The 22,510-nt window shown below is 67.3% G+C and carries 23 protein-coding genes and 1 other RNA gene; 12 read left to right on the plus strand and 12 right to left on the minus strand.

Annotated elements, in window-relative coordinates:
- Positions 1 to 49 precede the first annotated feature (49 nt).
- Positions 50 to 403, minus strand: a transfer-messenger RNA (tmRNA) gene (ssrA, locus tag ACS0OT_RS08150).
- Between the two features lie 220 nt (positions 404 to 623).
- On the opposite strand from ssrA, the gene ACS0OT_RS08155 reads away from it, so the two are divergent.
- Positions 624 to 1,196: a hypothetical protein gene (locus ACS0OT_RS08155; protein WP_065179671.1), complete on the plus strand. Its 573-nt coding sequence runs from the start codon at positions 624 to 626 to the stop codon at positions 1,194 to 1,196.
- Positions 1,197 to 1,224: 28 nt separating this feature from the next.
- On the opposite strand, the gene ACS0OT_RS08160 is transcribed toward ACS0OT_RS08155, so the two are convergent.
- Both ACS0OT_RS08160 and smpB read right to left on the minus strand, forming a co-directional pair.
- Positions 1,225 to 1,656, minus strand: a complete 432-nt coding sequence (locus tag ACS0OT_RS08160; protein ID WP_442256206.1) for a GNAT family N-acetyltransferase — start codon at positions 1,654 to 1,656, stop codon at positions 1,225 to 1,227.
- The gene (gene smpB, locus ACS0OT_RS08165; protein WP_005416174.1) at positions 1,653 to 2,156 is read right to left on the minus strand and encodes an SsrA-binding protein SmpB; all 504 of its coding nucleotides are present in this window, start codon (positions 2,154 to 2,156) and stop codon (positions 1,653 to 1,655) included. Before smpB ends, ACS0OT_RS08160 begins: the two co-directional genes overlap by 4 nt.
- Positions 2,157 to 2,213: 57 nt before the next feature.
- Between smpB and ACS0OT_RS08170 the strand changes: the two genes are divergently transcribed.
- Both ACS0OT_RS08170 and ACS0OT_RS08175 read left to right on the plus strand, forming a co-directional pair.
- Positions 2,214 to 2,639, plus strand: coding sequence for a type II toxin-antitoxin system RatA family toxin (locus ACS0OT_RS08170; protein WP_005416175.1), 426 nt, complete (start codon positions 2,214 to 2,216; stop codon positions 2,637 to 2,639).
- A gap of 3 nt (positions 2,640 to 2,642) precedes the next feature.
- A complete protein-coding gene (locus ACS0OT_RS08175; RefSeq protein WP_005416176.1) occupies positions 2,643 to 2,900 on the plus strand; it encodes an RnfH family protein in 258 nt (85 codons plus the stop codon).
- Positions 2,901 to 2,934: 34 nt separating this feature from the next.
- On the opposite strand, the gene ACS0OT_RS08180 is transcribed toward ACS0OT_RS08175, so the two are convergent.
- On the minus strand, positions 2,935 to 3,327 hold the full coding sequence (locus tag ACS0OT_RS08180) for an outer membrane protein assembly factor BamE (protein ID WP_005409234.1): 393 nt from the start codon (positions 3,325 to 3,327) through the stop codon (positions 2,935 to 2,937).
- Positions 3,328 to 3,430: 103 nt separating this feature from the next.
- Between ACS0OT_RS08180 and fur the strand changes: the two genes are divergently transcribed.
- A complete protein-coding gene (gene fur, locus ACS0OT_RS08185) occupies positions 3,431 to 3,838 on the plus strand; it encodes a ferric iron uptake transcriptional regulator (RefSeq protein ID WP_005409235.1) in 408 nt (135 codons plus the stop codon).
- A 63-nt stretch (positions 3,839 to 3,901) separates the two neighbouring features.
- Here fur and ACS0OT_RS08190 read toward each other — a convergent pair whose 3' ends face one another.
- Positions 3,902 to 5,158: an SGNH/GDSL hydrolase family protein gene (locus ACS0OT_RS08190; protein WP_095377358.1), complete on the minus strand. Its 1,257-nt coding sequence runs from the start codon at positions 5,156 to 5,158 to the stop codon at positions 3,902 to 3,904.
- Positions 5,159 to 5,255: 97 nt separating this feature from the next.
- On the opposite strand from ACS0OT_RS08190, the gene ACS0OT_RS08195 reads away from it, so the two are divergent.
- Positions 5,256 to 6,173, plus strand: a complete 918-nt coding sequence (locus ACS0OT_RS08195) for a LysR family transcriptional regulator (protein WP_095377357.1) — start codon at positions 5,256 to 5,258, stop codon at positions 6,171 to 6,173.
- Between the two features lie 134 nt (positions 6,174 to 6,307).
- Here the strand turns inward: ACS0OT_RS08195 and recN are convergent, their stop codons facing one another.
- Positions 6,308 to 7,969: a DNA repair protein RecN gene (gene recN / locus ACS0OT_RS08200; protein ID WP_442256209.1), complete on the minus strand. Its 1,662-nt coding sequence runs from the start codon at positions 7,967 to 7,969 to the stop codon at positions 6,308 to 6,310.
- Between the two features lie 115 nt (positions 7,970 to 8,084).
- On the opposite strand from recN, the gene hrcA reads away from it, so the two are divergent.
- The 4 genes from hrcA (at position 8,085) to dnaJ (ending at position 13,107) form a co-directional block, all read left to right on the plus strand.
- Positions 8,085 to 9,149, plus strand: a complete 1,065-nt coding sequence (hrcA, locus tag ACS0OT_RS08205) for a heat-inducible transcriptional repressor HrcA (protein ID WP_005416180.1) — start codon at positions 8,085 to 8,087, stop codon at positions 9,147 to 9,149.
- Positions 9,150 to 9,212: 63 nt separating this feature from the next.
- Positions 9,213 to 9,728 (plus strand): nucleotide exchange factor GrpE, encoded by a 516-nt coding sequence (grpE, locus tag ACS0OT_RS08210; protein ID WP_005416181.1) that lies wholly within the window; start codon positions 9,213 to 9,215, stop codon positions 9,726 to 9,728.
- Positions 9,729 to 9,908: 180 nt separating this feature from the next.
- Positions 9,909 to 11,831 carry a molecular chaperone DnaK gene (gene dnaK / locus ACS0OT_RS08215; RefSeq protein WP_005416183.1) on the plus strand — a complete coding sequence of 641 codons (1,923 nt, stop codon included), beginning with the start codon at positions 9,909 to 9,911 and terminating at the stop codon, positions 11,829 to 11,831.
- A 154-nt stretch (positions 11,832 to 11,985) separates the two neighbouring features.
- Positions 11,986 to 13,107 (plus strand): molecular chaperone DnaJ, encoded by a 1,122-nt coding sequence (dnaJ, locus tag ACS0OT_RS08220; protein WP_442256210.1) that lies wholly within the window; start codon positions 11,986 to 11,988, stop codon positions 13,105 to 13,107.
- Positions 13,108 to 13,229: 122 nt separating this feature from the next.
- On the opposite strand, the gene ACS0OT_RS08225 is transcribed toward dnaJ, so the two are convergent.
- Positions 13,230 to 14,027 (minus strand): AraC family transcriptional regulator, encoded by a 798-nt coding sequence (locus ACS0OT_RS08225; RefSeq protein WP_065179663.1) that lies wholly within the window; start codon positions 14,025 to 14,027, stop codon positions 13,230 to 13,232.
- Between the two features lie 72 nt (positions 14,028 to 14,099).
- On the opposite strand from ACS0OT_RS08225, the gene ACS0OT_RS08230 reads away from it, so the two are divergent.
- The 3 genes from ACS0OT_RS08230 to ACS0OT_RS08240 all read left to right on the plus strand — a co-directional run bounded on the left by ACS0OT_RS08230 (position 14,100) and on the right by ACS0OT_RS08240 (position 17,892).
- Positions 14,100 to 15,299 (plus strand): MFS transporter, encoded by a 1,200-nt coding sequence (locus ACS0OT_RS08230; RefSeq protein WP_442256212.1) that lies wholly within the window; start codon positions 14,100 to 14,102, stop codon positions 15,297 to 15,299.
- A gap of 563 nt (positions 15,300 to 15,862) precedes the next feature.
- Entirely contained in the window at positions 15,863 to 16,771 is a 909-nt protein-coding gene (gene pdxY, locus ACS0OT_RS08235) for a pyridoxal kinase (RefSeq protein ID WP_065185191.1), read from the plus strand.
- A complete protein-coding gene (locus ACS0OT_RS08240; protein WP_329888921.1) occupies positions 16,768 to 17,892 on the plus strand; it encodes a prephenate dehydrogenase in 1,125 nt (374 codons plus the stop codon). Before pdxY ends, ACS0OT_RS08240 begins: the two co-directional genes overlap by 4 nt.
- Positions 17,893 to 18,151: 259 nt before the next feature.
- Here the strand turns inward: ACS0OT_RS08240 and ACS0OT_RS08245 are convergent, their stop codons facing one another.
- From ACS0OT_RS08245 to ACS0OT_RS08265, 5 genes are all read right to left on the minus strand, one after another.
- On the minus strand, positions 18,152 to 18,346 hold the full coding sequence (locus ACS0OT_RS08245) for a hypothetical protein (RefSeq protein WP_005416191.1): 195 nt from the start codon (positions 18,344 to 18,346) through the stop codon (positions 18,152 to 18,154).
- A gap of 70 nt (positions 18,347 to 18,416) precedes the next feature.
- Positions 18,417 to 20,189 (minus strand): ABC transporter transmembrane domain-containing protein, encoded by a 1,773-nt coding sequence (locus ACS0OT_RS08250; protein WP_065195918.1) that lies wholly within the window; start codon positions 20,187 to 20,189, stop codon positions 18,417 to 18,419.
- Positions 20,182 to 20,778 (minus strand): IMPACT family protein, encoded by a 597-nt coding sequence (locus tag ACS0OT_RS08255; RefSeq protein WP_065185189.1) that lies wholly within the window; start codon positions 20,776 to 20,778, stop codon positions 20,182 to 20,184. Before ACS0OT_RS08255 ends, ACS0OT_RS08250 begins: the two co-directional genes overlap by 8 nt.
- Before the next feature lie 40 nt (positions 20,779 to 20,818).
- Complete coding sequence (locus ACS0OT_RS08260; RefSeq protein ID WP_065185188.1) at positions 20,819 to 21,814, minus strand: hypothetical protein; 996 nt, start codon at positions 21,812 to 21,814, stop codon at positions 20,819 to 20,821.
- On the minus strand, positions 21,811 to 22,329 hold the full coding sequence (locus ACS0OT_RS08265; protein WP_442256422.1) for an RNA polymerase sigma factor: 519 nt from the start codon (positions 22,327 to 22,329) through the stop codon (positions 21,811 to 21,813). The genes ACS0OT_RS08260 and ACS0OT_RS08265 overlap by 4 nt, the downstream gene beginning before the upstream one ends.
- Positions 22,330 to 22,510 lie beyond the last annotated feature (181 nt).

Here is a 22,510-nt window from a genome sequence, read left to right on the forward strand (position 1 = left end):
CCAGTTGACGGGAGATCCGGCTTCTTGCGGCCTCGACAGGCCATACAGATGGTGGAGGTGGGCGGAATTGAACCGCCGTCCGAAGGCACTCCATCCCCAGCACTACATGCTTAGCTCACCGTTGGATCTCGTCCCCGAACAGCACGGTGCGCAAAGCGCATCCGGGAACCAGCCTGTTGTGTTCTAGTGCCGGACTGACAGGCAGCCGTCCAGCGCGATTCCATGATAGTGACTCTACACCGCGAGCATGGACACAAGCGGTTTCGAGGCTTAGGCCTTAAGCGGCCAGAGCGTAGTTGTCGTCGTTGGCAACTAGAGTTTTGCAGCTGGATTTACGAGGAAAGCTACCCCCTCGGCATGCGCCAGGCGACTTCACAACCCCCGTCGAAACCAATGCACCCCCGGTTTCTTCAAGTTCTGCAAGGTACAAGGCCTGTTTCGTGTCGCCACGGTCAGTGCCTGCCCAACAGTGGCAATGCTACGGCAAAACAGCTGAACAGTCACCTTCGCAATCCACAACAAGTTGCAGAGCCTCCGTCATCGCGGATTGGTAACGTCATTGGCACGAATTTGCGACACACTGAAGACGACCATCCGAGCCAGGACAGACACGGAGACTGTGGGTGACCGAGGCAAGCCAACAACGCAGCCTGCGACAGCTGGTCGGACCCGTCGGGGCCGACTACCAGCGACGGGCATTGCCCCCTGGCTGGGTCTGGGCCGTGCTGGGCGCGCTGCTGGCGGCCACCTGCCTGACCGAACTGCCGGCCACAGCGGCCGCAGCACTGGTCGCCAGTGCGGTGGTGGTGCACTGGTCGCAGCGCGGTCGCATCCATTGGCTGGGCTGGCGCCTGCCGGGCCTGGCTGTGTTGGCGGCCCTGCTGTGGGGGCCGGAAGTGCTGTCGCAGTGGTTCGAGCACGGGCTGGCCGTGGTCCTGATGTCGCTGGCCAGCCTCAGCATCGGCGTGCATGTGTGGCAGTCGCGGCAGATGGCGCAGCAGCTCCAGGGCGCGGCCGATTCGATGGATGACGCCCAGTTGCTGGCCCTGCTGCCGGCCGACGCAGCCCAGCTGGCGCAGCGGTGGCGCGCCGGCGATGACCGGCATGCGCCCGAACTGGCGGTGGTGATGCATCTGGCCGTGATGCACGCCGCGCTGGCACCGCGCATGCGCGGGCAGGGCGTGCTGGCGGGGTGACCGGCAGGCAACTCCAGCGCCGACACGACTACGACCCCGACAACGTCTTGCGCAGGTAGATCCGCTCGTGACCGGGTGGGCAATCGGGCAGTCGCCCATACACGGTGTAGCCCTGCCGCAGGTAGAAGGCTTCGGCCTGCCAGTCGAAGGTATCCAGCATCACGTTGCGGGCGCCAAGCTGGCGCGCGGCGGCTTCTGCTTCCGCCAGCAGGCGCTGGCCGATGCCTTGCCCGCGCAGTTCCGGATCCACCCACAGCACATGTACCTGCAGCCAGCCGGCACAGACGTCGGCCAGCACGCCGCCGCGCAGCCTGCCGTGCTCGTCATGCCAGGCCAGGCGGACTGGGGTCTCATCGAACGCATCGCCGCCGTGGGCCTGGTTGAAGGCCAGCAGGCGCGCGCACAACGTGCGCGTTTCATCGGCGCTGGCAGTCGCCATGGCGCCGACGGGAGTGATCATGCGTCGCGGTTGCCGCGACGCATCACGCGCTGCTTCTCGATCGCCCAGTCGCGGTCCTTGGCGGCATCGCGCTTGTCGTGGGTCTGCTTGCCCTTGGCCAGCGCGACTTCGAGCTTGATCTTGTTCTTGCTCCAGTACATCGCAGTGGGCACGATCGTGTAGCCATCGCGCTCGACCTTGCCGATCAGCTTGTCGATCTCGTTCCGGTGCAGCAGCAGCTTGCGCTCGCGCCGGTCATTGGCCACCACGTGGGTGGAGGCCTGGATCAACGGGGTGATCTGTGCACCGATCAGGTAGATCTCGCCGCGCTTCACATAGGCGTAGGCATCGATGATGTTGCCACGGCCTGCGCGGATCGACTTGACCTCCCAGCCCTGCAGGGCGAGGCCGGCCTCGAAGCGCTCTTCGATGTGGTATTCGTGGCGGGCACGCTTGTTCAACGCGATGGTTTTGTTGGCCGTCGCGCTCTTTGCTTTATCCTTGCCGCTGTTCTTGCTCATTTCCGTATTGTCTCCGATTCGGGCCCGCCCGGTCGATTGCCGAAACGTCCTGTATTCATGCCTACTATCCGCCGCAGCGCCCTGGTCGAACATTCGGCCGCGCGCATGTTCGACCTGGTCAACGACGTCCAGGCCTATCCGCGCCGTTTCCGCTGGTGCTCTGCTGCCCAGATCGTTGAGGAGGGCGAGGACCGCCTGGTGGCGCGACTGGACCTGGGCCTGGGCTCGTTCAGCACATGGTTCCAGACCGAGAACACCCTGCAGCGCCCGCACAGCATTGATATGCAGCTGCGCGATGGCCCGTTCAAGCAGCTGCACGGCCGCTGGGAATTCCATGCGCTGGCCGAGGATGCCTGCAAGGTCACCCTGACCCTGGAGTTCGAACCCAGCTCGCGCCTGCTCGGTCCGGCGCTGGCGATCGGCTTCCAAGGGCTGGCCGATCGCATGGTCAACGATTTCGTCCGCGTCGCCGACGAGGGCTGAGCGATGATCGAGGTCGAGGTGGTGCTGGCCTGGCCGCAGCGGGTGCTGTCGCGCCGCTTGCAGCTGGAAGAAGGTGCGACCGTGGCCGACGCCATTGCCGCCGCCGCGCTGGAAGGCAGTGCCGATTGCCCCGCCGTCGCCGTTCATGGTGTGCTGGCTCGCCCGCAGCAGGCACTGCTGGAAGGTGATCGCATCGAGTTGCTGCGCCCGTTGCTGGCCGACCCCAAGGACAACCGCCGGCGTCGCGCACTCGGCGGTTGATTCCGGCAGCCGTACCTGCGGACGGGCAGGGGGCTCAGCGGCCCTTCTTCTTCTTGTCCTTCGGCAGGTTGCGGCCGAACTGGCGCACGGTCTGCTGGGCCAGGGCCTTGTCGTTGCCCGGGAAGTAATCGCCTTCCCAGCGGGTCACGGTGTCATTCTCGAAGAACACCACGAAGTTCTTCACTTCGGTACGACCCAGGCGGTTCACGCGCTGGCTGGAGGTGTAGTCCCAACGCTGGGCGTGGAACGGGTCGGGAATGGACGGGGTGCCCAGCAGCGCGGTGACCTGCTGCTTGCTCTGCCCGACCTGCAGCTTGGCCACGGCATCTTCCCGGATCAGGTTGCCCTGATAGATGGGTTGCTTGTAGATGATGCCGCACCCGGTGGTGGACAGGGCGACGGCGGCGACCAACAGGAGATTGCGCATCGGGACTGGCGGTTGGGGAAATCAAACCGATGATACACTCCCGGCGTGCCACCGCGACCCAATCCGAGGCAGCTGGCGCTAAATCGCCAATGAACGGAGACCTATGGAAACCCACGACCTGCGTAAAGTCGGCCTGAAGGTGACCCATCCGCGGATGCGGATCCTGGCGCTGCTCGAGCAGCGCAATGCCCAGCACCACATGACCGCCGAAGACATCTACCGCCAGCTGCTGGAGCACGGCGACGAGATCGGCCTGGCCACGGTGTACCGGGTGCTGACCCAGTTCGAGGCCGCCGGCCTCGTGCTCAAGCACAATTTCGAGGGCGGCCAGGCGGTCTACGAACTGGACCGTGGCGGCCACCACGACCACATGGTCGACGTGGACAGTGGCAAGATCATCGAGTTCGAAAGCCACGAGATCGAGGAACTGCAGCGCAAGATCGCCGCAGACCATGGCTACGAGCTGGAAGAGCACTCGCTGGTGCTGTACGTGCGCAAGAAGCGCAAGTAAACCGTTCCGGCCAGCTGGATGCGACGAAACCCCGGGCCTGCCCGGGGTTTTTCGTTGATGGGGTCAGAGCCCTTTCCGTTCAGGTAAGGGATCCGACCCCTTGCGGCCCAGCAGGATCTCCAGGTCCACCGCCTCAGCCATGGCCCGGTTGCCGGCATCACCCGGGTGGAGGTGGTCGCCGGAGTCGTAGGCCACGGCCATCCGTGAGGGATCGGCCGGGTCGCGCAGCGCCGCGTCCAGGTCGATCACCGCGTCGAACGGGCTGTCCGTGCGCAGCCAGGCATTGAGCTGGCGGCGCAGGGTGTCCTTGTCCGGTTGGTAGTAGTCGTCCAGCGGCGTGCCGGGCAGGGCGCCAGCGAACGGTGGCAAAGTAGCGCCCACGATCCGCACACCTCGGCGGCGGGCCTGTTCTGCCAGCGCGCGATACCCCGCCTGCAGCTCGCTCAGCGTGGGCCGGGCCTGGTTGCGGGCGAATGCGGTACCTGGCCAGCTGATGTCATTGATGCCGATCAGCACGATCACACTGGATACCGCAGGCTGGTCCAGCGCGTCGCGCCGGAAGCGGACCAGGGCGGATTCACCCATGCCGTCGCGCAGCAGCCGCCCCCCGGAAATGCCGGCGTTCACCACGGCTATGCCCCGCGCTGCCAGGCGCGCGGCCAGATGATCGGTCCAGCGCTGGTCCTGGTCGAGGCTGGCGGTGGCACCGTCGGTGATCGAATCTCCGATCACCACTACGCTGCGCGCGTCGGTGTCGGCCTCGACGTCAATTCCGGTCAGCAGCAGGCGGGCGGTGGTGCTGCTGGCTGCGCTCAGGGCCTGGGCCCGGCTCTGGTCGCCGGGGGCGATCCAGCTGGTCTGGCGGCCTTCCCAATGGAACGTCTGAACGGTTGCCGGCCCCGGCACAAAGACGCTGACCTGCAATGCCTGGCGGTCATCCGTGGCCAGCGGGAGCGGATCGCTCAGCTGTTCCTGACCGGGCCCGATCAACACCCCGGGCTGGCCGCCGAAGCTGAGCGGTTGCGGGATGGCGCCCGCGCGTGCGGCCACGCTGGCCGCCCTGATCCGCAGCGGCCGGGTGCCGTAGGCATTGCTCAGCCGCACCCGCAGCCGCGGGCCGCCCAGGCTGACACGCACCGTCTGGCGGAAGGTCTGGTCCTGCAGCGTGGCCGGGACCAGGGTCGGGAACAGGAAATCCGCGTTCCAGACCGGCTGCGGGCTGGCCTGCCAGCTGGCGACCCAGTGCGGGGCGGATGCGGCACTGGCGGCGCCGGACATGGCGAGCAGGGCGGTGGTGGTGAGCTGGCTCAAGCGGTTCATCGGGCAGTCCCGAGTGGAGGGACCGCCATGGTGATTCCGTGCTTATCTGTGAACTAGACTGCGCACGGACAATCATCTGTGAACTGGATTCATCGCCATGGCGCGACCCGACATCAACCGATCCGGCGAACTGGAAGTGTTCGTGCGGGTGATCGAGACCGGTGGCTTTTCCGCTGCGGCCCGCACGCTGGACATGACGCCGTCGGCGGTGAGCAAGCTGGTGGCGCGGCTGGAGCAACGGCTGGGCACGCGCCTGCTGCAACGCTCCACCCGCCAGCTGCAGCTGACCCCGGAAGGCTGCGCGTTCTACGAGCGTGGCCTGCGCGTGCTGGCCGACCTGGACGAGGCCGAGCGTTGTGCCAGCGCCCATGCCGAGCCGCGCGGGCGGCTACGGGTCAACTCCAACGTGCCGTTTGGCCGCCATTTCCTGTTGCCGCTGCTGCCGGCGTTTCTTGAGCGTAACCCGCAGGTGGGCGTGGACCTGACCCTCAACGACGAGGTGATCGACCTGCTGGAGCAGCGCACCGATGTGGCAGTGCGGGCCGGGCCGCTGAAGAGCTCCAGTCTGGTGGCGCGACGGCTGGGCGCGACGCGGATGATGATCGTGGCTGCACCGGCCTACGCGCAGCGGCACGGGCTGCCACGCACTGCCGAGGAGCTGCAGTCGCACAACCGGCTGGACATCGGCCATGCCCGTGCGATGCAGGGGTGGCCGTTGCTGCAGGAGGGGCGCGAGCGGATGCTGCTGCCCAGTGGCAATGCCCGCGCCAGCAACGGCGATGCGCTGCGCCAGCTGGTGCTGGGCGGGCTGGGCATGGCGCGGCTGGCGGAATTCCAGGTGCAGGAGGACATTGCTGCCGGGCGCTTGCTGCCGGTGCTGGAAGAGGCCAATCCCGGTGACCTGGAAGAGGTGCACGCGGTGTTCCTCGGGCAGGGCGGTTACCTGCCGCTGCGGGTGCGCGCGTTCCTCGATTTCCTGGTGGAGAACGTCGACCTGACGCGGCCGTTGGGGTGATACGGGTAGTGCCGGCCGCTGGCCGGCAACCTCACGATCATCGTCTACCGGTGTTGGGTTGCCGGCCAGCGGCCGGCACTACCGTGCGGGTGGGTTGTAGATCCACGCCATGCGTGGATAACCGTGAACAGGCCTCAGGCCTGCAGCAGCTTGCGGGCGGCGGCGCGCGCTTCCTTGCTCACTTCCACGCCGCCGAGCATGCGCGCCAGCTCTTCCTCGCGCGCCTTGTTGTCCAGCTTTTCCACTGCGCTCTGGGTCATGCCTTCCACCGGGGCCTTGCTGACCCGGTAATGGGCGTGGCCCTTGGAGGCGACCTGCGGCAGGTGGGTCACGCACAGCACCTGGCGCTTCTCGCCGAGCGCGCGCAGCTTCTGGCCGACGATGTCAGCCACCGCGCCGCCGATGCCGGAGTCGACCTCGTCAAACACCATGGTCGGCACCGCATCCAGGTCCAGCGCGGCCACTTCGATGGCCAGCGAAATACGTGACAGTTCACCGCCCGAGGCCACCTTGCGCAGGGCGCGCGGCGGTTGGCCGGCGTTGGCCGCCACCAGGAACTCGACGCGCTCGGCACCCTGCGGGTCGGGCTTGCCGCTGTCCTGTGGCTCCAGTTCGATCAGGAACTGGCCGCCGCCCATGCCGAGCTCGGCGATGATGCCGGTGGTGGTGGCCGACAGTTCGGCAGCGGCGCTGCGGCGGCTGGCGGTCAGCACTTCAGCCTGTACGCGCCAGGCGGCGGCGGCCTTGTCGATCTCGCCGGCCAGGCGCTGCAGGCGCTCATCGGCACCGCGCAGTTGCTCCACTTCGGCATGCATGCGCTCACGTTGCGCGCCCAGCTCGTCCATCGGCACGCGGTGCTTGCGGGCCAGGTCGTGCAGGCGGCCGAGGCGGCGCTCGTTCTCCTCGAACTGTTCCGGGTCGGCGTCGAGGTCGTCATGCACCCGGTCCAGCAGCGACAGGGCTTCGTGCAGCTGGATCGAGGCGTTCTCGATCAGGCCGTCCACTTCGCCCAGGCGCGGGTCGTGCTCGATCAGGCGCGACAGCTCGTGGCGCACCTGCTGCAGCAGGTCCAGCGCAGAGCTGCCGTCATCGCCGTTGAGCTGGTTGCTGGCTGCCTGGCAGGCGCTCAGCAGGGCGCTGGCGTGGGCCTGGCGACGGTGGCTGGCGCCAAGCGCGGCAATCGATTCCGGCTCAAGGTCCTCGCGGTCCAGTTCGCGCAGCTGGTGCTCCAGGAAGCCGATCCGGTCACTGACGTCGCCCTGTTGCGACAACGCCAGCGATTCATCGACCAGTGCCTGCCAGGCCGCGGCGGCGTGGCGCACCTGGCGGCGCTCGTTCTCGTTGCCGGCATAGGCATCCAGCAGGGCCAGCTGCGACGGGCGCGCCAGCAGCGCCTGTTGTTCATGCTGGCCGTGGATCTCCACCAGCAGCGAGGCCAGGTTGCCCAGCTGTGCCAGTGTCACCGGGCGGCCATTGATCCAGGCCCGCGAGCCGCCGTCGGCGCGGATCACGCGGCGCAGCTGGCATTGGTCCTCGTCGTCCAGCTCGTTGTCGGCCAGCCACTGGCGGGCGGCCTGCAGCTGCTCCAGCGCGAACTCGGCGGAAAGCTCGGCGCGTGCGGCACCATGGCGGACCACGCCGCTGTCAGCGCGCAGGCCGGACAGGAAGCCCAGTGCGTCGACCATCAGCGACTTGCCGGCGCCAGTCTCGCCTGAAACCACGGTCATGCCTGGCCCGAACTCCAGTTCGGTGGCGCGGACGACGGCGAAATCCTTGATCGAAAGATGTCTGAGCATGGGTAAGGGGGTGTCAGCAGCCGCGCAACGCTAGCACGCGGGCGCGGGAGGTCCAATGACTTGCCAAGGCGATGCGCCGCCATTATCTAGTGTCCGTGTCTCACAGGTTGATTCCATGCACGGTTCTCCCGACCAGCTTGCCCCGCGTGCGCGCCACCTGCTGCGCACGCTGATCGCGCGATACATCCAGGACGGCGAGCCGGTCGGCTCGCAGACGCTGGCGCGCGTGGCCGGCCTGGAGGTCAGCCCGGCCACCATCCGCAACATCCTGGGCGACCTCGAGGATCTGGGCCTGCTGGCCTCGCCACATACCTCGGCCGGCCGCGTCCCGACCGCGCATGGCTACCGGGTGTTCGTCGACAGCCTGCTGCAGATGCAGCCGCCGGGCGAGGGCGAGCTGGCCCGGTTGCGCCAGGAACTGGCCGGTGGCGGCAGCACCCAGGCCCTGCTCGGCAGCGCCTCGGAGCTGCTGTCGGCGATGAGCCACTTCGTCGGCGTGGTCAGCGCACCGCGGCGCGAGCAGTTCGCCTTCCGCCAGATCGATTTCGTGGCGCTGGATGGGCGCCGGGTGCTGGCGATCCTGGTATTTGCCGACAACGAGGTGCAGAACCGGGTGATCGAGACCCGGCAGGAGTTTGCGCCAGGCCAGCTGGAGCAGGTCGCCAACTACCTCAATGCGCATTTCGCCGGCCTGCCGATGGCCGAGATCCGTACCCGACTGCTGCTGGAGCTGCGCGACGCCCGGTCCGAACTGGAGCAGTTGCTGGCCCACAGCATCGAACTGGCCGAGCAGGCCCTGCAGCCGGCGGCCGACGACATGCTGGTGGCCGGGCAGACCCGCTTGATGGGCGTGCAGGACCTGTCCGACCTGGAGCGCCTGCGCGAACTGTTCGAGCTGTTCTCCAGCAAGCGCGAGATCCTGCAGCTGCTGGAGCGGACCATCCAGGCGCCGGGGGTGCGCATCTTCATCGGCGAAGAGACCGGAATGATGCCGCTGCAGGGCGTCTCGCTGGTCACTGCCCCGTACACCGCCAATGGCCAGGTGCTGGGCGTGCTGGGCGTGATCGGTCCCAAGCGGATGGCCTACGACCGGGTGATCCCGCTGGTCCAGGCCACCGCCGATGTGCTTGGCGCGGCCTTTTCACCGGCCGGACGCACGCCGGGAACATCCGACGCTTGAAACGCAGCATCCCGCCCACACTAGGGTGAGTGGAGGCGGAGAGTGACCGCCAGGGACCCAGACATGAACCACGAACATCCAGATATCGAATCCCAGCAGAGTGCCGCCGATGCGGCTGCCACCGCCGGCGTCAACGACGAAGTCGAGCGCCTGCGCGCCGAAGTCGAGCAGGTCAAGGCCGATGCGCTGCGTGAGCGCGCCGACCTGGAAAACCAGCGCAAGCGTGTTGCCCGTGACATCGAGCAGGCCCGCAAGTTCGCCAACGAGAAGCTGCTGGGCGAGCTGCTGCCGGTGTTCGACAGCCTGGATGCCGGCCTGAAGGCCGCCGGCGACGACCCGCACCCGCTGCGCGAAGGCTTGGAGCTGACCTACAAGCAGCTGCTGAAGGTCGCCGCCGACAACGGCCTGGCGCTGCTGGATCCGATCGGCCAGCCGTTCAACCCGGAACACCACCAGGCCATCAGCCAAGTGCCGACCCCGGGCGCTGCCCCGGGCAGCGTGGTGACCGTGTTCCAGAAGGGCTACCTGCTCAACGAGCGTCTGCTGCGGCCGGCGCTGGTGGTGGTGGCCGCCGACTGATCCGGCAGGGCCGGGCGGCGGACAGACCCGTCACCCGACCCGACGCTGAACGCGCCGGATCGTCGGAAACACAGCGTTCGGGAGGTGGCTTGAATGTTCCACGGGCCTCCCCCACATCGTATTCATCCACCGGCCGAACGGCCGGACTGACCCCAACAAGCATCCTCAGGAGTCTCCCCCATGGGCAAGATCATTGGTATCGACCTCGGCACCACCAACTCGTGCGTGGCGATCATGGACGGCGGCAAGGCCCGCGTCATCGAGAATTCGGAAGGCGATCGCACCACCCCGTCGATCGTCGCCTACACCAAGGACGGCGAAGTCCTGGTCGGTGCCTCGGCCAAGCGCCAGGCCGTGACCAACCCGAAGAACACCTTCTATGCGGTGAAGCGCCTGATCGGCCGCAAGTTCACCGATGGCGAGGTGCAGAAGGACATCGCCCACGTCCCGTACAGCATCCTGGCCCATGACAATGGCGATGCCTGGGTCGCCACCAGCGACGGCAAGAAGATGGCCCCGCAGGAAATCTCGGCCAAGGTGCTGGAGAAGATGAAGAAGACCGCCGAGGACTTCCTCGGTGAGAAGGTCACCGAAGCGGTCATTACCGTGCCGGCCTACTTCAACGACAGCCAGCGCCAGGCGACCAAGGACGCCGGGCGCATCGCCGGCCTGGACGTCAAGCGCATCATCAACGAGCCGACCGCGGCTGCGCTGGCCTACGGCCTGGACAAGGGCGACAACAAGGATCGCAAGATCGTGGTGTACGACCTGGGCGGCGGCACCTTCGACGTCTCGGTGATCGAGATCGCCAATGTCGACGGCGAGAAGCAGTTCGAAGTGCTGGCCACCAACGGCGACACCTTCCTGGGTGGCGAAGACTTCGACAACCGCGTCATCGAATACCTGGTTGAAGAATTCAACAAGGACCAGGGCATCGACCTGCGCAAGGATCCGCTGGCCCTGCAGCGCCTGAAGGATGCTGCCGAGCGCGCCAAGATCGAGCTGTCCAGCGCCCAGCAGACCGAAGTGAACCTGCCGTACGTCACCGCTGACGCGTCGGGTCCGAAGCACCTGAACATCAAGCTGACCCGCGCCAAGCTGGAAGCACTGGTGGACGACCTGATCAAGAAGTCGATCGAGCCGTGCCGCGTCGCCCTGAACGATGCCGGCCTGCGTTCGAGCGACATCAGCGAAGTGATCCTGGTCGGCGGCCAGACCCGCATGCCGAAGGTGCAGCAGGCGGTGACCGAGTTCTTCGGCAAGGAACCGCGCAAGGACGTCAACCCGGACGAAGCCGTGGCACTGGGTGCGGCGATCCAGGGCGGCGTGCTGGGCGGCGACGTCAAGGACGTGCTGCTGCTGGACGTGACCCCGCTGTCGCTGGGTATCGAAACCATGGGTGGCGTGTTCACCAAGATCATCGAGAAGAACACCACCATCCCGACCAAGGCCTCGCAGGTGTTCTCCACCGCCGAGGACAACCAGTCGGCCGTGACCGTGCACGTGCTGCAGGGTGAGCGCGAACAGGCCCGCTTCAACAAGTCGCTGGCCAAGTTCGACCTGTCCGGCATCGAGCCGGCCCCGCGCGGCCTGCCGCAGGTGGAAGTGTCCTTCGACATCGACGCCAACGGCATCCTGCACGTGTCGGCCAAGGACAAGAAGACCAACAAGGAACAGAAGGTCGAGATCAAGGCCGGTTCGGGCCTGTCCGAGGAGGAGATCGCGCGCATGGTCGCCGACGCGGAAGCCAACCGCGAAGAAGACAAGAAGTTCCAGGAACTGGTGCAGGCCCGCAACCAGGCCGACGCCCTGATCCACGGCACCCGCAGCGCCATCACCGAGCACGGCAGCAAGGTCGGCGGCGATGTCATCGGCAAGGTCGAGGCGGCGCTGGCTGACCTGGAAACCGCGATGAAGGGCGACGACAAGGCACAGATCGAAGCCAAGTCGAAGGCACTGGAAGAAGCTGGCCAGTCGCTGTTCGCCGCTGCTTCGGCCGACCAGGGCGGTGCCCCGGGTGCCGACGCCGGCAATGCCGGCAAGGCGCAGGACGACGTGGTCGACGCTGAGTTCACCGAAGTCAAGGACGACAAGAAGTCCTGATCCGGACCGACGCGGGACGCTGGCCACCAGCGTCCCGTTGTCGCATCAGGGTCCTGACCGCCTACCGGCGTGTCGGGGCGCCCGACGCAAGAGCGGACCTGGTTCCGCTCTTCCGCTTTGACGAATCCCGACGTACCGGAACCCGATTCACGATATGAGCAAGCGCGATTACTACGAAGTGCTGGGCGTTGCCCGCACCGCCACTGACGAAGAGCTGAAGAAGGCCTACCGTCGCTGCGCGATGAAGTTCCACCCGGACCGCAACCCGGGCGATACGGCGGCCGAAGCCTCCTTCAAGGAGTGCAAGGAAGCCTACGAAGTACTGTCCGACGGCAACAAGCGCCGCATGTACGACAGCCACGGCCACGCCGCGTTCGAGCATGGCATGGGTGGTGGTCCGGGCGGCCCGGACATGAACGATATCTTCGGCGATATCTTCGGCAACATTTTTGGCGGTGGCGGCGGTGGTCCGCGCCAGGCCCGTCGCGGCGCCGACATCGGCTACGTGATGGAACTGGACCTGGAAGAGGCCGTGCGCGGCGTCGAGCGCCGGATCGAGATCCCGACCCTGGCCGAATGCGGCGACTGCGATGGCAGTGGCTCCGAAGACGGCAAGGTCGAGACCTGCAACGTGTGCCATGGCCGTGGTCAGGTGCGCATCCAGCGCGGCATCTTCGCCATGCAGCAGGCCTGCCACAACTGCGGCGGCCGTGGCCAGATCATCGCCAAGCCCTGCAAGACCTGCCACGGCAACGGCCGTGTCGAGGAAGACAAGGTGCTGTCGGTGAAGGTGCCGGCCGGCGTCGACACCGGCGATCGCATCCGCCTGCAGGGCGAGGGCGAGGCCGGCCCGGCCGGCACGCCGCCGGGTGATCTGTACGTGGAAGTGCGCGTGCGCGAGCATGCCATCTTCCAGCGCGATGGCGATGATCTGCACTGCGAAGTGCCGATCCGCATCTCGCAGGCGGCGCTTGGCGACACCGTGCGCGTGGCCACCCTCGGCGGCGAAGCGGAGATCCGTATCCCGGCCGAGACCCAGACCGGCAAGCTGTTCCGCCTGCGCGGCAAGGGCGTGCGTTCGGTGCGCAGCCGCAGCGAAGGCGACCTGTACTGCCGCGTGGTGGTGGAGACGCCGGTGAACCTCACCAACGAGCAGCGCAAGCTGCTGGAACAGTTCGAAGCCACCTTCGTCGGCGAGGAAGCGCGCAAGCATTCGCCGAAATCGGCCACTTTCATCGACGGCGTGAAGGGCTTCTGGGACCGGATGACGTCCTGAGTTTTTCAACGGAAGCGTTGAGCGGAAGCGCCGGGCCATGCCCGGCGTTCTCGTTTGCGATCTGCGATGGTTTCCGCCGGGCATGCGCCGCGATGGTGGATCCACGCCATGCGTGGACGGCGTTACCGGAAAAACGCCGCAGGTGTCTGCCCCAGCTGGCGCTTGAACATGCTGGTGAACGCGCTGGGGCTGTCGTAGCCCGTCGCCAGCGCGACATCGATGACCTTGTCACCGACCGCCAGCCGTTCCATCGCGGCCAGCAGCCGTGCCTGCTGCCGCCACTGGCCGAAGGTCATGCCCAGCTCGGTGGCGAAGCGCCGCTGGATGGTTTTCACGTCCACCTCCAGCGCCTGTGCCCAGTCCTGCAGTGTGGCGTCGTCGCCGGGGTGCTTCTGCAGGTGTTGGCAGATCCGCAGCAGGCGCGGGTCGCTTGGCGCAGGCAGGTGCAGAGGCAGCACGTCCATGCGATGCAGTTCGTCCAGCAGAAGGCGCACCACGCGGCCATCGCGGCTGTCCTCGATGTGCTCGCCCTTGACCAGCGTGGCGGCCTGCAGCAGCTCGCGCAGCAGGGGCGACACCTGCACCGCGAACGGCTCGGTCGGCAGGTGCGGGGCAAACGGCGGGTCGATGTACAGGCTGCGCATGTGCACGGCGGCGATGCAGTCCACTGCGTGCACCATGCCGGCCGGCATCCAGATCGCGCGGTTCGATGGCACCACCCAGCGCCCGACTTCCGACCGCACCACCATCAGGCCGGAGATGGCGTAGACCAGCTGGTGGCGCTGATGCTTGTGACCAGGGATGTGGGTACCTACGGGGTACTGGGTGACCCGATAGGTGACCGGGCGATGCAGTGGAACCTCCCGCCAGGGCGCGGCCGGATCGACGTCACTGGCTATGTCCTTTTTGCGATAGGGCATGACCTGAACGCGGCAGAAGGGAGGGAAGGGCAACCGTAGCATGCGGGGCTCGCCCCCAACCTGACTGCGTCCATGTCCACCCTGGCTTCTCCCGCAACGACCTCACGCCCGGCGGCCCCCGGCGTGCTGGCCGCCATTTCCACCTCGCACGTCGTCAACGACATGATGCAGTCGCTGATCCTGGCCATCTATCCGGTGATCAAGGGTGGCTTCAATCTCAGCTTCACCCAGATCGGCCTGATCACGTTGACCTATCAGCTCACTGCGTCGATCTTCCAGCCGTTGATCGGTGTAGCCACCGACCGCCGCCCGGCACCGTATTCGCTACCGATCGGCATGGCCTCGACCTTGTGCGGCATGCTGCTGCTCGGCTTCGCGCCGAACTACGCGATGGTGCTGCTGGCAGCGGCAATGGTCGGCATCGGCTCGGCGATCTTCCATCCGGAGGCCTCGCGCATCGCGCGGCTCGCCTCGGGCGGCCGTCATGGCTTCGCACAGTCGGTGTTCCAGGTGGGGGGCAATTTCGGTACCGCGTTGGGCCCGCTGATTGCGGCGGCAGTGATCGTGCCGTACGGCCAGCATGCCGCGTCGTGGTTCGCAGGCGCGGCCCTGATCGGCATCGCATTGCTGACCTATGTTGGCCGCTGGTACGCGTTGCATCTGGGCACGCCGCGCCCGGCCAGTACCGCCTCGATGGCGCCGCGCCATCCACCACGCACGGTGGCCAAGGTGCTGGCGATCCTGCTGGTGCTGATCTTCAGCAAGTACTTCTACATGGCCAGCATCGGCAGCTACTTCACCTTCTACCTGATCCACCATTTCGGCATTCCGGTGGCGCAGGCGCAGCTTCACCTGTTCGCGTTCCTGGTGGCGTCCGCCGCTGGCGGCTTCCTGGGTGGCCCGCTGGGTGATCGCATCGGCCGCAAGCCGATCATCTGGACCTCGATCCTCGGCGTGGCGCCGTTTGCGTTGGTGCTGCCGCATGCCGATCTGCTGTGGACCACGGTGCTCGCGGTACTGATCGGCTTCGTGCTGTCCTCGGCATTCTCGGCCATCGTGGTGTACGCGCAGGAAATGATGCCGCACCGCATCGGCATGGTGTCCGGCCTGTTCTTCGGTTTCGCGTTCGGTATGGGCGGGCTGGGTGCCGCCGTGCTCGGCCTGTTGGCGGACAGGACCAGCATCGAGTACGTCTACCAGCTGACCGCGTTCCTGCCGTTGCTGGGCATCGTGGCGGCGTGGCTGCCGCCGTCGCGGCCTGCTGCTCGCTGAGGGGGTTTGGTTTGCAGGGCTTGCAGCCCTGCACCCGCAGAGGCAACGGCAACAGCCGAAGCGCGCTATCCGTGGATTGGCGGGCGGGGTCCGGTTGCGGGGGACGCCGTGAATACGTCCCTGCAGGCTCGGTCGCGCCATCCATGGCGCTCACGCCCCCGCAACCGGACCCACCCCGCCTTCGACAGTTTCCTGCGATTTGTCGGAACGGTGTACTGCTCTGGTAGGTGTCGACCTTGGTCGACACGGTAGACCCATGCCATGCGTGGATGAATTCATTTGATATCTGACAGATGTGTCTACCAAGGTCGACACCCACCAACAGCCGCAGTTACCAACAGCCGCGTGAACCTGTCGAAGGCGGGGCGGTGTCGGAGTGCGGGGTGTCAGCCGCATGGATGCGGCTGCCAAGCCTACACGGACGTACTTGCGGCGTCCCCGCATTCCGACACCGCCCCGCTACCCCACGGATAGCTCGCTTTTGCCGTTGCCGTTGCTTGCAGCTTCGGCAGGTGCAGGGCTGCAAGCCCTGCCGAAAACCCCCTTGGGCGTAGAATGCGACCATGAGCGAATCCCTTGATAACCACCTGGTCCACGGCCGCCGCCAGCGGCCCGACGGCCCGTCGCCGATCGATGTCATCTCGGTCCAGTCGCAACTTGTCTACGGCCACGCCGGCAACAGTGCCGCCGTACCGCCGATGCGCGCGCTGGGCGTGCGCGTGGCGGATATCCCGACCGTGCTGCTGAGCAATGCGCCTTTCTACGACACCACGCGTGGCCGCGTGCTGCCCGCTGACTGGTTCGCCGACCTGTTGCTGGGCACCCACGAGCGCGGCCTGCCGCAGCGGGCGAAAATGCTCGTCTCCGGCTATTTCGGCAGCACCGCCAACGGGGCCGCCTTCGCAGACTGGCTGGACGACATCCTGCCGGCCTGCCCGCAGCTGCGCTATTGCCTGGACCCGGTGATTGGCGACACGCACACCGGCCCCTACGTGGAACCCGGGCTGGAAGCGATCTTCGCCGAGCGCCTGTTGCCGCATGCCTGGCTGGTGACGCCGAACGCTTTCGAACTGAATCGCCTGACCGGCATGCCGGCGCTGGCCGAGGCCGATGCCATCGCCGCCGCGCGCACGCTGCTGGATCGCGGCCCGCATTGGGTGATCGCGCACAGCGTGGGCGGCAGCCCGGGTGAACTGGTGACCCTGGCCGTCGGCCGCGAGGAAACCTGGCGCTGGACCTCGCCGCTGCTGCCGGTGGACGTGGCGGGTACCGGTGATGTGCTGATGTCGCTGGTGGTGTCGTTCCTGCTGCGCGGCGAATCGATGCAGCAGGCGATTTCGCGTGCGATTGCCGGCACCCATGCGGCGCTGGAGGCGACCCTGGACAACGGCTTCGAGGAATTCGACGTGGTCGCCGCCGCGCCGGCGGCGCTGGCCGAAGGCACGCGCTTCCGCGCCGAACGCGTTGCATGAGCGGCCTGGACCCACGCACGCCGCGCACGGTCGGCATCGTCGGCAGCGCTGGCGCCTACGGGCGCTGGCTGACCTGCTTCTTCCAGCAGCACCTGCAGTTGCAGGTGATCGGCCACGATCCGGCCGACCCAGGTTCGCACACGCCGGAACACCTGCTGGCGCAGGCCGATGTGCTGGTGTTCTCGGCACCGATCCGGCACACCCCGGCGTTGATCGCCGAGTACGTGCGGCAATCGGCGGGCCGCGAGCAGGGCAGGCTGTGGCTGGATGTGACCTCGGTAAAGGAGGCGCCGGTGCAGGCGATGCTGGCGTCGCGGGCCGAAGTGGTCGGCCTGCACCCGATGACCGCGCCGCCGAAGGCGCCGACCCTGAAGGGCAGGGTGATGGTGGTCTGCGAAGCGCGGCTGCAGCTCTGGCAGGCGTGGGTCGATACGCTGTGCGCCGCGCTGCAGGCCGAGTGCGTGCGGGCCACGCCGCAGCACCACGACCAGATGATGGCGCTGGTGCAGGCGATGGTGCATGCCACCCATCTGGCCCAGGCCGGCGTGTTGCGCCAGTACCAGCCGCAGCTGGGCGATCTGGCTGCGATGATGCCGTACCGTTCGGCATCGTTCGAGCTGGATACGGCGATCATTTCGCGCATCCTGTCGCTCAACCCGGCGATCTACGAAGACATCCAGTTCGGCAACCCGTACGTGGCGCCGATGCTGGAGCGGCTGGTCGGCCAGCTGCAGGCATTGCAGGCGCAGGTCGTGCAGGGTGACGACGGTGCACGTGGTGCATTCCGCGAGCAGCTGCTGTCGGCCAATCGCACTGCCTTCGGCGAGCAGGCGCTGGCGGACGGCAACTACACGTTCGAACGCGTGGGCTATCTGCTGGCTGACCTGACCGAGCGCAACGCGCTGTCAGTACACCTGCCGGAAGATCGGCCCGGCTCGCTGCGCGAGCTGCTGAACGTGTTCGAGCAGCATCGCATCAGCCTGGCCTCGATCCATTCCTCACGTACGCCTGGTGGCGAAGTGCACTTCCGCATCGGGTTCATCGCCGGCAGTGATCCGGCAGCGATCACCCGGGCGGCCGCGGAAGTGGACGCCAGCGGCATCGGGCGGGTGCTCGGCTGACCACATTCATCCACAGGCGGTGTGGATGGATCCTGAGCAAACGTGTGGATAACCTCGCTCAGCCCTTGCAGGCAAAGGCTGTCAAGATGTCTGGCGAAAAATTGGCCACGCTTTTCTGTAGGGTCGAACCATGCTCGGGTGCTTTTGGTCAAAAGTGTGTCGACCAAGGTCGAAACCTGCCAGAGCGGAGGATGGAGATCCGGTAGCGCGAGCGCGGAGCAGCACGAATGCGGTAGCGCCGGGCCATGCCCGGCGAACCTCAAATCGTCAACCGCAGTTCACCACCACTGGTGGTGAACTCACGCCCATTGCGCACCAGCTGGCGCCCGTCATCCAGCTCATAGCGCGGCGTGGCTTCGGAGTGGTGCCCGCTGCCGTTTGCCTCGGGCTTGAATTCGATGATGATGTGGCTTTCGCCATTACTGTCGACGGCGGGGAACTGACGGAACGACATCGCGTACCTCCTTCAGCGGATGCTGCGGGTGCGCGGCCAGCTTGGTCTTGCCGATGTTAGCCGGCCGTCATCAATCGATGAACTGCAGTCGTGCCAGTTCAGCGTACAGTCCGCCTTCGGCCAGCAGCTGCGCATGGGTACCTTCGGCGACGATACGGCCCTGGTCCATCACCACGATGCGGTCGGCCTTGAGCACGGTGGCCAGGCGGTGGGCGATGACCAGCGTGGTGCGACCGGCCATCAGCCGCTCAAGTGCCTGCTGCACGCCATGCTCGCTCTGCGCATCCAGTGCGCTGGTGGCCTCATCGAGCAGCAGGATCGGCGCATCCTTCAGCAACGCGCGGGCGATCACCACGCGCTGCTGCTGGCCACCGGACAGGCGTGCGCCGCGCTCGCCCAGTTCACTGTCGTAGCCTTGCGGCAATGCCCGCAGGAAGCCATCGGCCTCTGCTGCACGTGCGGCGTCCTCGACCTCGGCGTCGCTGGCCTGCAGCCTGCCGTAGCGGATGTTGTCGCGTGCACTGGCTGCGAACAGCGTCGGCTGCTGCGGTACCAGTGCCAGCTGCGCGCGCAGCTCGGCCGGATCGACCTGGCGCACGTCGATGCCATCCACGCAGATGCGGCCGCTGGCCGGATCGTGGAAGCGCAGCAGCATCGACAGCACCGTGCTCTTGCCTGCGCCCGACGGGCCCACCAGGGCCACGGTCTCACCCGGGCGGACATGCAGGTTGAAGTGGTCCAGCGCGGCCTGGTCCGGGCGCTGCGGGTAGTGGAACACCACGTCGTCGAACTGGATTTCGCCGCGTAGCGGTTGCGGCAGTGCGTGCGGCTGCGCCGGCGCACGGATCTCGATGTCTTCCTGCAGCAGCTCGCCGATACGGCCCATGCCACCGGCCGCACGCTGCAGCTCGTTCCACACTTCGGCCAGGGCGCCCACCGAGCCGCCGCCGATCAGCGCGTACAACACGAACTGGCCCAGCGTGCCGGCACTGAGGCGGCCGTCGATGACATCGTGCGCGCCCAGCCACAGCACGCCAACGATGGCGCCAAACACCAACAGGATGGCACTGGCGGTAACCAGCGATTGCGCACCGATGCGCCGGCGTGCGGCACCGATGGCATCGCCCAGCGCCTTGTCAAAGCGCCCGCGCTCATAGGGCTCGCGCGCATGTGCCTGCACCGTGCGCACGGCGCCCAGCGTCTCGCTGGCCAGGCTGTTGGCATCGGCGATGCGGTCCTGGCTGCTGCGCGCAACCGTACGCAGCTTGCGCGCGCCGACGATGATCGGCAGCACCGCCAGCGGGATGCCGAGCAGTGACCACGCGGCCAGCCGAGGGCTGGTGACGAACAGCATCGCCAGGCTGCCGACCACGGTTACGCTGCTGCGCAGGGCGACCGACATGGTCGAGCCGACCACGCTGCGCAGCAGTTCGCTGTCGGCGGTCAGGCGCGAGACCAGTTCGCCGCTGCGGCTGCGGTCGTGGAAACCGGCGCCGAGCTGGATCAGGTGTGCATACAGGCGGCTGCGCAGGTCGGCGACGACCTTCTCGCCCAGCAGCGACACGAAGAAGAACCGTGCGGCCGTCGCCAGTGCCAGCACCACCGCCACCAGCATCAGCAGGGCGAAGGCACGGTTGATCTGGCCACCGCTGGTGAAGCCGTGGTCGATCATCTGCTTCACGGCGGGGGGCAGGCTCAGCGTGGCGGCCGAAGAGACCGCCAGGGCAAGCAGCCAGGCGGTGAACAACCCGCTGTGGCGGCGCACGAACGGCCACAACGTCCGCAGGCTGCCAAGGCGGCGCAGCGGCGGGGTCGAGGCAGGGGCGTCGTCCTTGTCAGTCATCCTGGTTGTCGTCTTGTATGCGGATACGGTCACGGGTGGCGTCGCGCAGGCGGATTTTCAATGCATCGACCTGATCGGCCGGCAATTCGGCCCGCAGGCACACGCCGTTGGCATCGAACTGTTCATCGAGTTTCCCGGCGCCGAAGGCGGGCAGGGTGGCGTGCAGGATGCCCAGGTCCTCGAAGCCGGCCAGCAGCTGCAGCCGGGCCATCGCCACCAGGGGCAGGCGGGGGGCGGTGCGCAGACACTCGGCGGCAGCGCCACCGTAGGCGCGCACCAGTCCACCGGCGCCCAGCTTGATGCCGCCGAACCAGCGCGTCACCACCACCATCACACGGTCGAAACCCTGGCCATCGATTGCCGCCAGGATCGGTCGTCCGGCCGTTCCAGCGGGCTCGCCATCATCGCTGGAGCGGTAGTCCCGGCCGTACCGGTAGGCCCAGCAGTTGTGGGTCGCGTCGGCTGCTGCAACCTGCTGCAGGATCGCCATGGCCGCTGCGGCGCTGTCGATCGGCGCAGCATGGGCGATGAAACGACTGTGTTTGACTTCCAGCGTGTGGCTGACAGGCTGGGCGAGGGTATCGAGCATTCCCGTCATTCTACGGGGTCGCCGGAGGTCACGTTCTGCTTCAGTCGTCCAGTAACGGGCGCAGGTCGCGCGGCAGGCGGGCTTCCGGATACTGCTGCACGTAGCGCTCCAGGCTGGCGCGGGCCAGATCGCGCTGGCCGTCGTCGCGTCGCGCGCGGATCTTCTGCAGCCACTGCCGGCGCGGCAGTCGCGCGTCGGCGTCCACCTCGGCCTGCACGGCATCCGCGCTCAGGCCCGCGTCGCTGCCGCGGCGCATGATGCCCGGTGCGGAACGGCTGGGCGCCTCACGCTTCATCGAGGTGATCTCCACCCGATCCAGCGCCTGCGTCCGCTCGGCCTCGGCGGCATTGGTTGCCGGTGCTGCGGCCGTGCGTGCTTTCATTGCCCCGGACGCTGCTGGCGCGAATGCCGGTGCGGGTGCGGGTGCCGAGTAGGCGGCCGGTGCAGGTGGCGCTGGCGGTGCTGCAGCCGGAGCGGGCGGGAGCGCCGCAAAGGAGGTGTCGGCGGCCGCATCTGTGGCCACGGACCGTGCAGCCTGGGCCGGCGCTTCAGCGGTCTTGGCCGGCGCAGGCTTGTGCGCACGCGCGATGGCCGGTGCCGGGGCAGCGGAAACAGGGGCGGACTCGGGTGCTGCCGGAGCAGCGGCTGGTTCCGCAACCGCCACTGCGCTGTCGGCTGAACCACTTCCAGCGGCCTGATCGGCAGCCGCGACGTCTTCTGCCGCAGCCGGTGCTGCGGCAACAGCAGTCTCGCCCGCCGGAACCGGTGGCGGTTCAGGACGCAGCTGCCAGGCGATGCCAATGGCGAACACCATCGAAGCGGCGATGCCGAACACCGCTGGCCAACGCGGGCCTGTGCGCTGCTTGCGCGGCGCCTCGGGAGAGGCAACAACATCGGTACCCGGAGCGTCAACCGCGGCACGTGCCGCGGCCAGGATGGCGGCGTCCAGTGCGGCCGGTGGTGCCTGCTCGGCGCGACGGCCGAGCAGCCGGGCCAGCTCGCGTTCTTCCGGCGTCAGCGGTTCGTCTCGGTTCATGCGTTCAATCCCGCACGCAGCTTGTCCATCGCATAGCGCAGCCGCGATTTCACGGTTTCCCGGCCTACGCCGGTGATCTGGCCGATCTCCTCCAGGCTCAGTTCCTGATCCAGCCGCAGTTGCAGCACTTCGCGCTGCTCCGGCGGCAATTGCTCCATCGCCAGCTGGATGCGGCGACGTTGTTCGAATTCGGAAAGTTCGGCTTCCGGGGTCTGCCCGTCCTCGATCGCGGCCAGGCGCAGGTCGGCGTCGGCCGGTGCGGCAGGGCGATGGCGGGCGGCGCGCCAATGGTCGTTCAGGCGGTTGTGGGCGATGCGGAACAGCCAGGTGCTGAACGCTGCTTCGGGCTGCCACCCGGGACGGGCGCTGATCACCCGCTGCCAGACGTCCTGGAAGATCTCCTCGGCCAGCGCGTTGTCGCGCAGTTGGCGCAGCAGGAAACCGAACAGTCGCTTGCGATGGCGCGCATACAGGCTTTCGAACGCGTGCAGGTCGCCGCCGGCCCAAGCCAGCATCAAGGCTTCATCGGTTGGCAGTGCGCTGGCTTCCACGGCGTACAGGGTAAGGCCTGCAGGCGATGGCGCATAGCCGGTGGCAGGGGCGGGCAGGGCGAGGGTCATGGCTCGGAAGAGGCTGCGGACGGCAGGAAAAACGTACGGGCGCACGATTCGGGGTTTACGGGCTTCCATTGCCCCC

Origin of the sequence: Stenotrophomonas maltophilia group sp. RY12688, assembly GCF_052149045.1 — a bacterium.
Lineage (GTDB): Bacteria > Pseudomonadota > Gammaproteobacteria > Xanthomonadales > Xanthomonadaceae > Stenotrophomonas > Stenotrophomonas sepilia.